Annotated in this window: 15 protein-coding genes; all 15 read left to right on the top strand. The window is 65.4% G+C overall.

Features of this window, described 5'->3' with window-relative positions:
- Positions 1-421 precede the first annotated feature (421 nt).
- The 15 genes from flgG to QRM89_RS21255 all read left to right on the top strand — a co-directional run bounded on the left by flgG (position 422) and on the right by QRM89_RS21255 (position 16,049).
- Positions 422-1,207, top strand: coding sequence for a flagellar basal-body rod protein FlgG (gene flgG / locus QRM89_RS21185; protein WP_005994332.1), 786 nt, complete (start codon positions 422-424; stop codon positions 1,205-1,207).
- 38 nt (positions 1,208-1,245) lie between these two features.
- Positions 1,246-1,938 (top strand): flagellar basal body L-ring protein FlgH, encoded by a 693-nt coding sequence (gene flgH / locus QRM89_RS21190; RefSeq protein WP_011037111.1) that lies wholly within the window; start codon positions 1,246-1,248, stop codon positions 1,936-1,938.
- Positions 1,939-1,948: 10 nt separating this feature from the next.
- Positions 1,949-3,067: a flagellar basal body P-ring protein FlgI gene (locus tag QRM89_RS21195; RefSeq protein WP_114998377.1), complete on the top strand. Its 1,119-nt coding sequence runs from the start codon at positions 1,949-1,951 to the stop codon at positions 3,065-3,067.
- A 1-nt stretch (position 3,068) separates the two neighbouring features.
- Positions 3,069-4,256: a flagellar assembly peptidoglycan hydrolase FlgJ gene (locus tag QRM89_RS21200; RefSeq protein WP_011037109.1), complete on the top strand. Its 1,188-nt coding sequence runs from the start codon at positions 3,069-3,071 to the stop codon at positions 4,254-4,256.
- Between the two features lie 11 nt (positions 4,257-4,267).
- Complete coding sequence (flgK, locus tag QRM89_RS21205; RefSeq protein ID WP_011037108.1) at positions 4,268-6,142, top strand: flagellar hook-associated protein FlgK; 1,875 nt, start codon at positions 4,268-4,270, stop codon at positions 6,140-6,142.
- Positions 6,142-7,347, top strand: a complete 1,206-nt coding sequence (flgL, locus tag QRM89_RS21210) for a flagellar hook-associated protein FlgL (RefSeq protein WP_285449098.1) — start codon at positions 6,142-6,144, stop codon at positions 7,345-7,347. The genes flgK and flgL overlap by 1 nt, the downstream gene beginning before the upstream one ends.
- 318 nt (positions 7,348-7,665) lie before the next feature.
- Entirely contained in the window at positions 7,666-8,865 is a 1,200-nt protein-coding gene (locus tag QRM89_RS21215) for a flagellin (RefSeq protein WP_042599040.1), read from the top strand.
- 220 nt (positions 8,866-9,085) lie between these two features.
- Positions 9,086-10,414, top strand: coding sequence for a flagellar filament capping protein FliD (gene fliD, locus QRM89_RS21220; protein ID WP_042599039.1), 1,329 nt, complete (start codon positions 9,086-9,088; stop codon positions 10,412-10,414).
- Positions 10,415-10,561: 147 nt separating this feature from the next.
- Positions 10,562-10,975, top strand: a complete 414-nt coding sequence (gene fliS, locus QRM89_RS21225) for a flagellar export chaperone FliS (RefSeq protein WP_076055390.1) — start codon at positions 10,562-10,564, stop codon at positions 10,973-10,975.
- A gap of 8 nt (positions 10,976-10,983) precedes the next feature.
- Complete coding sequence (locus QRM89_RS21230) at positions 10,984-11,277, top strand: hypothetical protein (RefSeq protein ID WP_016945285.1); 294 nt, start codon at positions 10,984-10,986, stop codon at positions 11,275-11,277.
- The gene (locus QRM89_RS21235; RefSeq protein ID WP_285449101.1) at positions 11,277-11,843 is read left to right on the top strand and encodes a PilZ domain-containing protein; all 567 of its coding nucleotides are present in this window, start codon (positions 11,277-11,279) and stop codon (positions 11,841-11,843) included. Before QRM89_RS21230 ends, QRM89_RS21235 begins: the two co-directional genes overlap by 1 nt.
- Before the next feature lie 69 nt (positions 11,844-11,912).
- The gene (locus QRM89_RS21240) at positions 11,913-12,545 is read left to right on the top strand and encodes a response regulator transcription factor (protein WP_011037101.1); all 633 of its coding nucleotides are present in this window, start codon (positions 11,913-11,915) and stop codon (positions 12,543-12,545) included.
- Between the two features lie 225 nt (positions 12,546-12,770).
- The gene (rpoN, locus tag QRM89_RS21245; RefSeq protein WP_285449103.1) at positions 12,771-14,174 is read left to right on the top strand and encodes an RNA polymerase factor sigma-54; all 1,404 of its coding nucleotides are present in this window, start codon (positions 12,771-12,773) and stop codon (positions 14,172-14,174) included.
- Positions 14,175-14,182: 8 nt separating this feature from the next.
- Positions 14,183-14,566, top strand: a complete 384-nt coding sequence (locus QRM89_RS21250) for a response regulator transcription factor (protein ID WP_005997154.1) — start codon at positions 14,183-14,185, stop codon at positions 14,564-14,566.
- Positions 14,559-16,049: a sigma-54 dependent transcriptional regulator gene (locus tag QRM89_RS21255; RefSeq protein ID WP_011037099.1), complete on the top strand. Its 1,491-nt coding sequence runs from the start codon at positions 14,559-14,561 to the stop codon at positions 16,047-16,049. The genes QRM89_RS21250 and QRM89_RS21255 overlap by 8 nt, the downstream gene beginning before the upstream one ends.
- The last annotated feature ends 1 nt before the right edge of the window (position 16,050 follow it).

Genomic DNA, 16,050 nt, shown 5'->3' on the forward strand with positions numbered 1-16,050 from the left:
CGCCACCGAGCCTACATGGACGTACTTGCGGCGTGTCCCGCAAGCGGTGAGGGCACCGCACGCTCGACCTACCAGGCTTTTGACGGCACCACGCGCTCAACCACCCAGGCTGTTGATTGTGTCGCAATGCCAGCCGGCCAATCCCAGGCACCCTTCCGCACGCAGCGCCAAGGGTTCACACGTTGTCGACCACATCGCTGACCGGAAACCGATCTACCGCGCCTGATCTGCCGCGCAGGTTTCCACCGCCTCCGGTTAGCCGCCGCTTAGCCGCCGCCCGCCCTGCCCTGCGCAGGCCGCCGCGCCCACCCCGCGTGACCTACCGCACAGCCGGCAGAAATCCGGCGCGGCTTTGGCACAGCACGTGCATATACCCAGCCGTGCCCGGAACACATCCCCGGGTCTAACGAGGAATCGGGTCATGAATCAGGCTTTGTGGGTCGCCAAAACCGGACTGGATGCGCAGCAGACGCGCATGTCGGTCATTTCCAACAACCTGGCCAATACCAATACCACCGGCTTCAAGCGCGACCGTGCCGCGTTTGAAGACCTGCTGTATCAACAGGTGCGTGCGCCGGGTGGTTCCACCTCCGCGCAGACGCAGCTGCCGACCGGCCTGCAACTGGGTACCGGTGTGCGCGTGGTCTCCACCTTCAAGGGCTTCGACCAGGGCAGTCAGCAGCAGACCGGCCGCGCGCTCGACGTGATGGTCAACGGCCGCGGCTTCTTCGAAGTGCAGATGCCCGACGGTACCTCGGCCTACACCCGCGACGGCACCTTCCAGATCAACGCGCAGGGCGAAGTCGTCACCAACAGTGGCTACCCGCTGCAGCCGGGCATCCAGGTGCCGGAAGGCGCGCAGTCGCTGACCATCGGCAACGACGGCACCATCAGCGTGACCCTGGCCGGCCAGGCCGCCGCGCAGGAAATCGGCGCGTTGACGCTGACCGACTTCATCAACCCCTCGGGCCTGCAGGCCAAGGGCGAGAACCTGTTCGTCGAAACCACCGCTTCCGGCCCCGCGCAGAATGGCACCCCCGGCCTCAACGGCCTGGGCACCACCGTGCAGGGCGCGCTGGAAGGCAGCAACGTCAATACGGTGGAAGAGCTGGTGAGCATGATCGAGACGCAGCGCGCCTACGAAATGAACGCCAAGGCCATCTCCACCACCGACTCGATGCTCGGTTACTTGAACAACAACGTCTGATCGGCTCGCCGCTCGTCGCCCTCTCAGGAACTCACGCCATGTCCCGCCTGCCCTCTCTTTCCTCCCTGTGCCTCGCCATCGCCTGCAGCGCGCTGCTGGGTGGCTGCGTGGCAGCCGGCGACGTGCGGCCGTTTGCCGAACTGGCGCCGATCGTGCCGGTGGTTGCGCCGGTCGCGCAGCCCACCGCCGGTGCGATCTACGCTGCCGGCCCGAGCCTGAATCTCTACGGCGACCGCCGCGCACGCGATGTCGGCGACCTGCTGACGGTGAACCTGGTGGAAAACACCACCGCCTCGTCCACCGCCAACACCAGCATCAGCAAGGCCGACACCGTGGACATGAGCACGCCGACCCTGCTGGGTGTGCCGCTCACCGTCAACGGCATCGACGTGCTGCGTAACTCCACCAGCGGCGACCGCAGCTTCGATGGCAAGGGCAATACCGCGCAGAGCAACCGCATGCAGGGCAGCGTGACCGTCACCGTGATGCAGCGCCTGCCCAACGGCAATCTGGTGATCCAGGGCCAGAAGAATCTGCGCCTGACCCAGGGCGATGAGCTGGTGCAGGTGCAAGGCATCGTACGCGCCGCCGACATCGCCCCGGACAACAGCGTGCCGTCGAGCAAGGTGGCCGATGCCCGCATCGCCTACGGCGGCCGCGGCGCGATCGCGCAGTCCAACGCGATGGGCTGGCTGAGCCGCTTCTTCAATTCCCGTCTGTCGCCCTACTGAGCCTGCGACCATGAATCTGTCTTCCCTGCCCTTCCGTCTGCTCGCTGCCGCTGCCGCGCTGTGCGCGATCGCCGCACCGGCATCGGCCGAACGCATCAAGGATCTCGCCCAGGTCGGCGGCGTGCGCGGTAACGCGCTGGTCGGTTACGGCCTGGTGGTTGGCCTGGATGGCAGCGGCGACCGCACCAGCCAGGCGCCCTTCACCGTGCAGAGCCTGAAAAACCTGCTCGGCGAGCTGGGCGTCAATGTTCCGGCGAACGTCAACCCACAGCTGAAAAACGTCGCGGCCGTGGCCATCCACGCTGAGCTGCCGCCGTTCGCCAAGCCCGGCCAGCCGATCGACATCACCGTCTCTTCGATCGCCAATGCGGTGTCGCTGCGTGGCGGCTCGCTGCTGATGGCGCCACTGAAGGGCGCCGACGGCCAGGTCTATGCCATGGCCCAGGGCAACCTGGTGGTGGGCGGCTTCGGCGCCCAGGGCAAGGACGGCTCGCGGGTGTCGGTCAATATTCCCAGCGTCGGCCGCATTCCGAACGGCGCCACGGTGGAACGCGCGCTGCCGGACGTGTTCGCCGGCAGCGGCGAGATCACCTTGAACCTGCACCAGAACGACTTCACCACGGTCTCGCGCATGGTGGCGGCGATCGACAACAGCTTCGGCGCCGGTACCGCGCGTGCGGTGGATGGCGTCACCGTCTCGGTGCGCTCACCGACCGACCCCAGCGCCCGCATCGGCTTGCTGGCGCGCCTGGAAAACGTCGAACTCTCGCCCGGCGATGCGCCGGCCAAGGTGGTGGTCAATGCACGCACCGGCACGGTGGTGATCGGCCAGCTGGTGCGGGTGATGCCGGCGGCGATCGCGCATGGCTCGCTCACCGTGACCATCAGTGAAAACACCAATGTCAGCCAGCCGGGCGCCTTCAGCGGCGGCCGCACCGCGGTCACCCCGCAGTCCACCATCACGGCCACCTCCGAAGGTAGCCGCATGTTCAAGTTCGAAGGCGGCACCACGCTCGACCAGATCGTTCGCGCGGTCAACGAGGTGGGTGCGGCTCCCGGCGACCTGGTCGCCATTCTCGAAGCTCTGAAGCAGGCTGGCGCGCTGACGGCGGAGCTAGAGGTGATCTGACATGCGTATCTCTGCATCGCCCATTGATCTCAACCCGAGCACCAAGGCCGATCCTGCAAAGATCGACAAGGTCTCACGTCAGCTCGAAGGCCAGTTCGCGCAGATGCTGGTCAAGAGCATGCGCGATGCGAGCTCCGGCGACCCGATGTTTCCGGGTGAAAACCAGATGTTCCGTGAGATGTACGACCAGCAGATGGCCAAGGCGTTGACCGACGGCAAGGGGCTTGGTCTATCGGCAATGATCTCCAAGCAGCTAAGTGGCGACACCGGCGGCCCGGCCTTGAACACTTCGCTGAGCACTGCCGATGCCGCCAAGGCCTATGCGCTGGTGGCCGGCAAGCGCGACGCGTCGTTGCCGCTGCCCGCCCGTGACGGCGCTGCAACCAGCGTCGGTGCGAGCCTCGGCGCAGCGGTCGGCACCGCTGCAGGTATCGGCGCAGGCGGCCTCACCGGCATTGGCATGAGCCAGGTGCTGGATCTGATTGCCGGGCGTACCGGTGGCGAAGCAGGCGGCGATGACGCGGCCGCGCTGAGCTGGCCCTCGGCCAACGACCGCTGGAGCGATGTCACCGCCACCGATGCGGCCGACGCCAACGCCGCAGTGAATGCCACCGCCGCTTCCAGCGCCGCCGCCAGCCTGGGCGAGCGCACACCGGAAGGCTTTGTCGCCAAGATCTGGACGCATGCACAAAAGGCCGCCCGCGAACTCGGCGTGGACCCGCGTGCGCTGGTGGCGCAGGCCGCGCTGGAAACCGGCTGGGGCCGTCGCGGCATCGGCAATGGCGGCGATTCCAACAACCTGTTTGGCATCAAGGCCACCGGCTGGAACGGCGCCAAGGTCACCACCGGCACCCACGAATACGTCAACGGCGTCAAAACCACAGAAACCGCGGATTTCCGCGCCTACGGCTCGGCCGAAGAGAGCTTTGCCGACTACGTGCGCCTGCTGAAAAACAACAGCCGTTACCAGACGGCGCTGCAGGCTGGCACCGACATCAAGGGTTTTGCACGCGGCTTGCAACAGGCCGGGTACGCCACCGATCCGGGCTACGCAGCCAAGATCGCGGCGATCGCCAACGGTCCGACCATCGACCGTGCGGTGGCCGCGATTGGCAACGCGGCGGCCGATCTGTCCAACCGCTATGCCAGTACCGCCGAGCCCGTTGGGCTAGGCACCATTCGTCGCTGAGGTAATCGCCCATGTCCATCATGTCCACCGGGACCAGCGCGCTGATCGCCTTCCAACGGGCGTTGTCGACCGTTAGCCATAACGTCGCCAACATCAATACGGAAGGCTACAGCCGCCAACGTGTGGAATTTGCAACGCGCACGCCCACCGACATGGGCTACGCGTTCGTGGGCAATGGCGCCAAGATCAGCGATGTGGGCCGCGTGGCCGACCAGCTGGCCATCTCGCGGCTGCTCGACAGTGGCGGCGAACTTTCGCGCCTGCAGCAGCTGTCGTCGTTGTCCAACCGCGTGGACAGCCTGTACTCCAATACGGCTACCAACGTGGCCGGGCTGTGGTCCAACTTCTTCGACTCGGCCAGCGCACTGTCGTCCAACGCCTCCTCCACCGCCGAGCGGCAGAGCATGCTCGACAGCGGCAACAGCCTGGCCACGCGCTTCAAGCAGCTCAACGGGCAGATGGACAGCCTGAGCAATGAAGTCAACAGCGGCCTGACGTCGTCGGTGGATGAAGTCAATCGGCTGACGCAGCAGATCGCCAAGATCAACGGCACCATCGGCAACAGCATCGACAACGCCTCGGCCGACCTGCTGGATCAGCGCGATGCGCTGGTGTCCAAGCTGGTTGGCTACACCGGCGGTACCGCGGTGATCCAGGACGGCGGTTTCATGAATGTCTTTACCGCTGGCGGCCAGGCGCTGGTGGTGGGGACCACCGCGGCCAAGCTGACCACGGTGGCCGACCCGTATCAGCCGACCAAGCTGCAGGTGGCGATGCAGACCCAGGGGCAGAACGTCAGCCTCAGCCCCAGCTCGCTGGGCGGGCAGATCGGCGGCCTGCTGGAATTTCGCAGCAACGTGCTCGAGCCCACCCAGGCCGAACTTGGCCGGCTGGCCGTGGGCATGGCCAGCAGCTTCAACACCGCGCACAGCCAGGGCATGGACCTGTACGGCGCGCTGGGCGGCAATTTCTTCAACATCGGCTCGCCCACCACCGCCGCCAACCCGAAGAACACCGGCACCGCAGCCCTCACCGCCAGCTTCAGCAATCTGGGCGCGGTGGACGGGCAGAACGTCACCCTGAGCTTCGATGCCGGCAGCTGGAAGGCCACCCGTACCGATACCGGCTCCACCGTACCGCTGACCGGCACCGGCACCGCTGCCGATCCATTGGTGGTCAACGGCGTGAGCATGGTGGTCGGTGGTGCGCCGGCCAACGGCGACAAATTCCTGCTGCAACCCACCGCCGGCCTGGCGGGCAGCCTGTCAGTGGCGATCACCGACCCCTCGCGCATTGCCGCGGCCACACCGGTGAAAGCCACTGCGACCATCGCCAACCTGGGCACCGGCAAGATCAGCGACGTCAAGGTCACCAATGCGCAGAACCCCGCGCTGCTGACACCGTCGTCGGTGGAGTTCATCGACGCCAACCAGTACACCATCGATGGCACCGGCCCGTTCGCCTACACGCCCGGCCAGACCATCAGCGCCAACGGCTGGAGCTTCGCGCTGGATGGCGCGCCCAAGGCCGGCGACACCTTCGGCGTCGGCCCGATGGGCGCCGGCTCCAGCGATAACGGCAACGCCAAACTGCTGGCCAAGGTGGAAGACGCCAAGGCGCTCAATGGCGGCACGGTCACACTCAATGGCGCGCTGTCCGGCCTGACCACCTCGGTGGGCTCGGCCGCACGCGCCGCCAACTACGCGGCCGATGCGCAGGAGGTCATCAACGACCAGGCGCAGGCCAGCCGCGATTCCATTTCCGGCGTCAACCTCGACGAGGAAGCCGCCGACATGCTGAAACTGCAGCAGGCCTACCAGGCCGCCGCACAGATGATCTCCACCGCCGACACCATCTTCCAAGCGATCCTGGGCGCCGTACGCTGATGACCAACCGTATCTCCACCAGCATGATGTACAGCCAGTCGGTGTCGTCGATGACGGCCAAGCAGTCGCGACTGAACCAATTGGAAGCCCAGCTTTCCAGCGGGCAGCGCCTGGTCACTGCCAAGGACGATCCGGTTGCCGCAGGCACTGCGGTCGGCCTGGACCGCGCATTGGCGGCAATCACCCGCTTCGGCGAAAACGCCAACAACGTGCAGAACCGGCTCGGGCTGCAGGAAAACGCCCTGGCGCAGGCCGGCGACAAAATGGCGCGCGTCACCGAACTGGCGGTGCAGTCCAATAACTCCTCGCTCAGCCCGGACGACCGTAAAGCGATCGCCTCGGAACTGACCGCCTTGCGCGACAGCATGGTGAGCCTGGCCAACAGCACCGACGGCACCGGCCGCTACCTGTTCGCCGGCACCTCCGATGGCAATGCGCCTTTCATCAAGAGCAACGGCAACGTGCTCTACAACGGCGACCAGACCCAGAAGCAGGTGGAAGTGGCGCCAGACACCTTCGTCAGCGACACCCTGCCCGGCAGCGAAATCTTCATGCGCATCCGCACCGGCGACGGCAGCGTGGATGCGCACGCCAATGCCACCAATACCGGGACCGGGCTGCTGCTGGATTTCAGCCGCGACGCCAGCTCCGGTAGCTGGAACGGTGGCAGCTATAGCGTGCAGTTCACCGCCGCCGACACCTACGAGGTGCGCGACAGCACCAACGCGTTGGTGAGCACCGGTACCTATAAGGATGGCGAAGACATCAATGCTGCCGGGGTGCGCATGCGCATCAGCGGCGCGCCGGCGGTGGGCGACAGTTTCCAGATCGGCGCCTCCGGCAGCAAGGACGTGTTCTCCACCATCGACGACATGGTGGCAGCGCTGAATTCCGATACGCAGACGCCGACCCAGAAGGCGGCCATGATCAACACGCTGCAGTCGTCCATGCGCGACATCGCGCAGGCTTCTTCCAAGATGATCGATGCGCGCGCCTCTGGCGGCGCGCAGTTGTCGGCGATCGACAACGCCAATTCCTTGCTCGAATCCAACGAAGTCACGCTCAAGACCACCTTGTCGTCGATCCGCGATCTGGACTACGCCTCGGCCATTGGGCAGTACGAACTTGAGCGCGCCTCCTTGCAGGCCGCGCAAACGATCTTTCAGCAGATGCAGTCGTCTTCGCTGTTCAATCTGATCCGCTGATTGCGCGCAAAAACCCGTGATTTCCTGCCCCTTCGCACCGAGCAATGTGCGAAGGCAACGTAGTTTATCGCGGGTGCATTTATACCAACGCTAAAGATCTTGCAGTTGCTGCCGAATAAACCGAACCCCTTGATACACAACGCTGCGCGCGTTGCGCCTTCAAGCAAGAAATAGAAAAAAAATACTGAAATGCGCTAAAGGTTCCCACAGCATCGCCGTTATTCATCTCAGCAGCGGCAACGGCCAACTTGATGGCCCCCCTGCGGAGGCTCCAGGCAAGCCCCCTTGCCGGAAAAATCGCTTAGAGGAGATATCAAAATGGCACAGGTAATCAACACCAACGTAATGTCGCTGAACGCTCAGCGTAACCTCAACACCAGCAGCGCGAGCATGCAGACGAGCATTCAGCGTCTGTCCTCGGGTCTGCGCATCAACAGCGCCAAGGACGACGCCGCAGGTCTGGCGATCTCCGAGCGCTTCACCACGCAGATCCGCGGCCTGGACGTTGCCTCGCGCAACGCCAACGACGGCATCTCGCTGGCCCAGACCGCTGAAGGCGCGATGGTCGAAATCGGCAGCAACCTGCAGCGTATCCGCGAGCTGTCGGTGCAGTCGTCCAACGCCACCAACTCGGCGAGCGACCGTGACGCGCTGAACTCCGAAGTCAAGCAGCTGACCGCCGAAATCGACCGCGTTGCCAACCAGACCAACTTCAACGGCACCAAGCTGTTGAACGGCGACTTCTCCGGCGCGCTGTTCCAGGTCGGTGCCGACGCCGGCCAGACCATCGGCATCAACAGCATCGTCGACGCCAATGTCGATTCGCTGGGCAAGGCCAACTTCGCTGCCGCCGTCTCCGGCGCTGGCGTCACCGGCACCGCCACTGCATCTGGTTCGGTCACCGGCATCAGCCTGTCGTTCAACGATTCGACCGGTTCGGCCAAGAGCGTCACCATCGCTGACGTCAAGGTCGGCGCCGGCGACACCGCTGCCGATGTCAACAAGAAGGTTGCTGCGGCGATCAACGACAAGCTGGACCAGACCGGCATGTACGCCTCGATCAAGGCCGACGGCACCATGCAGATCGAATCGCTGAAGGCTGGCCAGGACTTCACCTCGCTGTCGGCCGGTACCTCCAGCGCTGCTGGCATCACTGTCGGCGCCGGTCTCACCACCGCTTCGGCTGCATCCGGCTCCACCGCTTCGACCCTGAGCAGCCTGGATATCTCCACGTTCTCTGGCTCACAGAAGGCCCTGGAAATCGTCGACAAGGCGCTGACCGCGGTCAACTCCTCGCGCGCCGACATGGGTGCGGTGCAGAACCGCTTCACCTCCACCATTGCCAACCTGAGCGCAACCTCGGAAAACCTGTCGGCCTCGCGTAGCCGTATCCGCGACACCGACTACGCCAAGGAAACCGCCGAACTGACCCGCACGCAGATCCTGCAGCAGGCCGGTACCGCGATGCTGGCCCAGGCCAAGTCGGTTCCGCAGAACGTGCTGAGCCTGCTGCAGTAACCGGCAGCGTCACAGCAACGCTAAAGCCCCTCTCCGGAGGGGCTTTTTTGTGGGCGCGGGTTTCTTGACGCCAGACGACCGACGCGCCAGGCATGGAAGTTGCATCTGTTCTCGGGTCAACCAGACCCGTCGACGCCGCTCAAGTCCTCCCGGATGCGGCCGATACCCGTCTCGTAATCCCATGCATCCGCCTTCCGGATGCCCAGACGAGGAATGCAACATGGCATCGGTGATCAGTACGTCCAGCTCCGGGCTGGATATCCCCACCGTGGTGTCCACCCTGGTGTCCCGTCAGAAGGATCCGGAACAGGCACGCATCAACAAGGCCGGCACCGCCGCCACCACGCAGCTATCGGCGATCAGCCAGATCAAGAGCAGCATGACCACGCTCAAGTCTGCGCTGGACAAGGTGGTCAGCAGTGCCGACACCAATGCCTACAAGGCCAGCGTCCCGACCGATGCCGGCTTTACCGCCACCACCACCAGCTCTGCGGCGCCGGGTAACTACTCGGTGGAAGTGGTGTCGCTGGCCAGCGCGCAGAAACTGGCCTCCGGCGCATTCACCGCCGATGCCACCGTTGGCAGCGGCACGCTGACCATTGGCTACGGCGACAAAAGCATCACCGTTGACATCAGCGGCACCGACAAGCTCACCGACATCGCCGCAGCCATCAACAAGGCGGCCGGCGGCAAGGGCGTCACTGCCAGCGTGGTGACTGCCAACGATGGCCAGCACCTGGTGTTCAACGCCGCCGACACCGGCACCAAGGGCGCATTGACCGTCAGTGCCAGCGATCCCAGCCTGAGCGCGCTGACCTTTGGTGCCGGCGTCACCGGCGGGCTGACCCAGCAGGTGGCCGCCGCCGACGCGCTGGTGCGCGTGGACGGCTTCGAGCGCACCTCCAGTTCCAATACCGTCACCGACATCGTGCCGGGCGTGGTGCTCAACCTGACCAAGGCCGCCGAAGGCACCAAGGTCACCCTGGGCGTCACTGCCGACACCAGCGGCCTGAAGGGCAACCTCACCGCATTTGCGGCGGCCTACAACACCGCCAACACCTTGCTCAAGAACAGCAGCAGCTACAACGCCGAAACCCGCACCGCCTCGGCGCTGACCGGCGACTCGCTGGTGCGCGGCCTGCAGCAGCAGTTGCGCGGCCAGGTCAGCGGCAGCATCAGCGAGCTCAAGGCGCTAGGCCTGACCATCGACAAGGATGGCGTGATGAGCTTCGACGGTGGCAAGTTCGACACCGCCATCGCCGCCGATGGTGGCGCGGCCGCCGAGGCATTGGGCAAGGACAGCAAGTTCGGCAGCGGCCTGACCAAGCTGCTGGACGCCAACGTCAACGTCAATAACGGCACCCTGACCCTGCGTTCGGACAGCTTGAACAAGCAGATCAAGGGCTTCGAGGCGGATCTGGACAACCTCGATGCGCGCATGGAAAAGCTCACCGACCGCTACACCGCGCAGTTCACCGCGATGGAAACCATGATCAGCAAGATGCAGGGCGCCACCGGTTCGCTCAGCAGCCTGCTCGCGATCAAATGATGTGATGCACGTCCTCAAGTCACGCCTTGGTCTTGCCGATAAAAGAAGTACCTATCGTGATATCGGCCTTGCCTTCTGGCAGGAGCGTTGTCGCAGGAGCTCCCAGCTCCGGGACCAGCGAAGGCCAGCCAATTGAGGGAGTCATCCATGTACGGTTCCAATCGTCAGTACGCCGAGCAATACCGCAAGGTCGGCGTGTCCACCAGCGTGACCGAAGCCGACCCGCACAAGTTGGTGTCGCTGCTGTTTGCCGGTGCCTGCCAACGCATTCGTCTGGCCCAGGCCTGCCTGGTGCAGGGCGACCAGGCGCGCAAGGGCAAGGCCATTGGCGAAGCCTGCGCAATCGTCGGCCATCTCAACGGCTCGCTCGATCACGAAGCCGGCGGTGAGATCGCTGGTAACCTGTCGGCCCTGTACGACTACGTGATCCAGCGCCTGACCGCGGCCAATCTGCACAACGACGAGACCGCGTTGACCGAAGCGCTGGATCTGCTCAGCGAAATCGACTCGGCGTGGAACTCCATCCCCCTCGATCAACGCGGCATCGCTGCCGCCTCGTGAGTCCTCCCATGCATAGTGTGCAAAGCCTTCAAGACGAAGTGTCCGAGATCCGCATCGCGATGTCGCGCGAGGAGTTCGAGGTGATGCCGCACATGCTCGATGTCCACGACCTGCACGTGCAGGAATACTGCAAGCACGCCGATGTGGCGCAGGACCGCGATGCGGTGCAAGCGCTGCAGGCCATGCAGCAGGAGCTGGTGCGGATGATGCGCGAGCGCCAGCGCAAGTTGCTGGAGCTGATCCGCGCGCAGCGCACCTCGGCCACAGCCAGCCGCGCCTACGCACGCGTCGGACGCATCTGATGTCCACGCTCGGCACGCTCGCACCGGCGGCCGATACCGAGCTGTTCGCCGACACGCTCAGCTGCGAGCTGCGCCTGCCGGCCGGCTTCCACGTCACGGCCGACCCCGGTTCACAGGCCACTGCCGAAACCCTGTTGCGCAGCCTCGGCCAGGTCGAAGACCTGCGCAGCGAAGACAGCAGCGAGGAGCGCGGCGAGCTGCCGCTGCTGGTGCAGCGCATGGACGCCAAACTCGACCTCATCCTGGCCCTGATCGGCCGCCTGGTCCGCCAGAGCGACACGCGCCTGGCGCTGGGCACGGTGCATTGGTCGGTGCGCGGCATCCGTCTGACCAGCCCGCACGCGCACCCGCCCGGTACGATTGGCAGCGTTCTGCTGCAGCCGTCGGACTGGCTTCCTGAATTGTTACAACTGCCTGCCGAGGTCCTGGCGAGCGCAAGCGATGGTCAACAGCACTGGCTATGGTTACGCTTTGCCCCACTGGGGACCGGTCTGCAGGACGCCCTGGAACGTCATCTGTTTCGTTTGCATCGCCGTCAGATCGCCGATGCCCGTCGCCAGCGCTGAACCGATGGTTGGCGCTCAGGCGCCGCGTCGGCTAAGGTGCCCTTTACAAAAAAAGGTCTCTTCTCCGCCGTGCGAGTCATCATCGTCGACGATCACACCCTTGTTCGCGCTGGCCTGTCGAGGCTGCTGCAGACCTTTTCCGGCATCGATGTGGTCGGCGAAGCGAGCAATGCGCAACAAGCCCTGGACATGACCTCCCTGCACCGGCCAGACCTGGTGCTGATGGACCTGTCCCTGCCCGGCCGCAGCGGCCTGGATGCCATGACCGATGTGCTGCGCGCCGCGCCGCGCACCCATGTGGTGATGATGTCCATGCACGACGACCCGGTGCACGTGCGCGATGCGCTCGATCGCGGCGCGGTCGGCTTCGTGGTCAAGGACGCCGCCCCGCTGGAACTGGAGCTGGCCTTGCGCGCCGCCGCCGCCGGCCAGGTGTTCCTGAGCCCGCAGATCTCTTCGAAGATGATCGCGCCGATGCTGGGCCGCGAAAAACCGGTCGGCATCGCCGCGCTGTCACCCCGTCAGCGCGAGATCCTGCGCGAGATCGGCCGCGGCCAGAGCAACAAGGAAATCGCCGCCGACCTCGGCATCAGCGTCAAGACCGTGGAAACCCACCGCGCCCGCATGATGGAATCGCTGGGGTGCCGCCGCGCCAATGATCTGGTGCTGCTGGCCGCCAAGCATCACAACGAGCTGGTCTAGCCGATCCAGCCGGGCAGGGCCGCGCAATGCGGCCGCTGCCACAAAACAGTGACGGAATTCCGGCGGGCACGCTTGAGCTCGCACTAGCTGTAGGGGAATTCCCCACCTGGTGTCAGGAAAATCATGAGCAACCTCACCTGACTCCCTGATTCGAAACCCGTCACTGTGTCCTGCAAGATGCATTCCATCGCCGCACGCTTGCGGCGCCTTCCGGAAAGCGCCTCCATGAAGACGACCATCACTGCCCAGCTGGGCCAACAACTGCACCTCACCCCGCAGCTGTTGCAGTCGATCCGTCTGTTGCAACTGGACGGCATGCAGCTGGAACTGGAGATCCGTCGCGCCCTGGAAACCAATCCACTACTGGAATTGGAAGAGCTGGCCGACAGCAGCGACGAGGCTCCCAGCGCCGAGGATGGCGCCACCGACATGGCCGCCTTCGACGAGTTGCCCGAAAGCACCATGTGGGATGTGCAGAGCAGCAGCTGGAACGGCGAAGACGACGACCGCATGCAGCGCGTGGCCGCCGGGGAATCCACCGACCCGCATGTGCGCATCCTGCGCGAGCTGGCACTGGACCTGGACGAAACCGACCTCGGCACCGCCGCGTTCTGGCTGGAACAGACCGACGACGCCGGCTACCTGACCGAAGCTCTGCCCACCCTGCAGCAACTAGCCGCCACCCGCTTGGGCATCAGCGTGGATGCGGCCGAGACGATCCGCCAGCGGCTGTTACACGGCGACCCGGCCGGGCTGGCAGCCTGCGATCTGCGCGAATGCCTGCAGGCGCAGCTGGCCGCCCTGCCCGGCCGCGTGCCTGCGCGCCACCTGGCCGGCCGCATCCTGGCCGGCGATCTGGACCTGCTGGCCGGCCACGACTACGCACTGCTGGCACGCGCCCACGATGCCGATGTGGACGATGTGCGCGAAGCCGTGCGGCTGATCCTGTCGCTGCAGCCGCGCCCTGGCGATGACCTGTTGCAGGAAACCAACGCCAGCGTGATCCCGGACGTGCTGGCCTGGCACGCCGATGGCAGCTGGCGGGTGGCGCTGAATCCGGCCACCACCCACCGGGTGAGCATCAATCCGGTGCACGAACGCGCCCTGGCCGAAGCCGGCGACGCCGCCCAGCCGCTGCGCGACATGCTGCAGGAAGCCCGCTGGCTGACCCGCGGCCTGTCGATGCGCTACGAGACCCTGCTGCGGGCGACCCGCGCCATCGTCGAGCGCCAGGCCGCCTTCCTGGCCCGCGGCGAAGAAGCCATGGCGCCACTGACCCTCAAGGAGATCGCCGACGAGATCGGCATGCACGAGTCGACGATCTCCCGTATTACCACTGGCAAATACATCCAGACCCCGCGCGGCACCTTCGAACTGAAGCATTTCTTCGCCGTGCGGCTGGAAGGCGCCAGCGTCTCCGGCCAGGCCGTCAAGGCCATGGTGCGTCGCCTGATCGAAAGCGAACCGGCCGGACGCCCGCTGGCCGACGAAGCCATCGCCGGGCTGTTGTCGCGCCAGGGCGTTAATATTGCGCGACGGACCGTGGCCAAGTACCGCGAACAACTCGATATCGCCCCGGCTCGCGAGCGCCGCCGCACCACCAAACCGCTGCTTGCCAGGGCGGGATAAGGACTACTATGAGCAAACTCACCGTGCTGCTGGTCGACGACCACGAGGGCTTCATCAACGCTGCGATGCGTCATTTTCGCAAAGTGGAGTGGCTCAATATCGTGGGCAGTGCCGCCAATGGACTGGAAGCGATCGAGCGCTCTGAGTCGCTGCGCCCCAATGTCGTGCTGATGGACCTGGCCATGCCCGAGATGGGAGGGCTACAGGCCACCCGTCTGATCAAGACGCAGGACGATCCGCCGTATATTGTCATCGCGAGCCACTTCGACGATGCAGAGCATCGTGAACATGCTCTTCGCGCGGGTGCTGACAATTTTGTCAGCAAGCTGTCCTATATCCAGGAAGTCATGCCAATCCTGGAGGGCCTGACGGAAGGAGCCAGGAATGAGTGAGTCCCGCATTCTGTTAATCGACAGCGATGCAGTGCGCGCCGAGCGCACGGTGTCGTTGCTCGAGTTCATGGACTTCAACCCGCGCTGGGTCACCGACGGCGCCGACATCAATCCTGGCCGCCACCGCCACGACGAGTGGATGGCAGTGATGGTGGGCTCGGCGCAGGATGCTGCGCAGGCCGACAAGTTCTTCGACTGGCTGGCCGACGCCAAGCTACCGCCGCCGGTGCTGCTGATGGAAGGCAGCCCGTCGGCGTTTGCGCAGGCGCATGGCCTGCATGAGGCCAACGTGTGGGCGCTGGACACGCCGCTGCGGCATGCGCAGCTGGAGGCGCTGCTGCGCCGTGCCAGCCTCAAACGCCTGGACGCCGAACACCAGGCCGGCGTGCAGCAAGACACCGGCCCGACCGGCAACAGCGAGGCGGTCACCCGCCTGCGCCGCCTCATCGACCAGGTGGCCGCGTTCGACACCACCGTGCTGGTGCTGGGCGAATCGGGCACCGGCAAGGAAGTGGTGGCACGCGCCATCCACCAGCATTCGCCGCGGCGCGACGGGCCGTTCGTGGCCATCAACTGCGGCGCGATCCCGCCGGACCTGCTGGAAAGCGAATTGTTCGGCCACGAAAAAGGCGCCTTCACCGGCGCGCTGACCACCCGCAAAGGCCGCTTCGAAATGGCCGAAGGCGGTACGCTGCTGCTGGACGAAATCGGCGACATGAGCCTGCCGATGCAGGTCAAGCTGCTGCGTGTGCTGCAGGAGCGCAGCTTCGAGCGCGTGGGCGGCGGGCAGACCATCCGCTGCAACGTGCGCGTGATCGCCGCGACTCACCGCAATCTGGAAACCCGCATCAGCGACGGCCAGTTCCGCGAGGACCTGTTCTACCGCCTCAACGTGTTCCCGATCGAGATGCCGGCGCTGCGCGAACGCGTGGACGACCTGGCGATCCTGGTGCAGACCATTGCCGGGCAGCTGGCCCGCACCGGCCGCGGCGAAGTGCGCTTTGCCGATGAAGCCCTGCAGGCGCTGCGCAGCTACGACTGGCCGGGCAATGTGCGCGAACTGACCAACCTGGTGGAGCGCCTGGCGGTGCTGCATCCCGGTGGGCTGGTGCGGGTGCAGGACCTGCCGGCGCGTTATCGCGGTGACTTCGCTTCGTCGATCCCGGTGGAACTGCCGCCGGAGCCGGCGTTGGTTGCGCCACATGGCGAGGTTGCCGCCTTGCCGAGCAACGTGGTCACCCTGCAGCCGGCCACCGCGCACGCCGATGCCGAACCGTTGACAGCCTCCAGCCTGCCCGACGATGGCATCGACCTGCGCGGCCATATGGCCAACATCGAGCTGGCCTTGATCAACGAGGCACTGGAACGCACCCAAGGCGTGGTCGCCCACGCCGCGCAACTGCTCGGCCTGCGCCGCACCACCTTGGTGGAGAAGCTGCGCAAGTACGGCATCGACCGCGAGCAGACCGAGCTGGCGAACTGAG

Origin of the sequence: Xanthomonas sp. LMC-A-07 (assembly GCF_030208825.1) — a bacterium.
GTDB lineage: Bacteria > Pseudomonadota > Gammaproteobacteria > Xanthomonadales > Xanthomonadaceae > Xanthomonas > Xanthomonas campestris.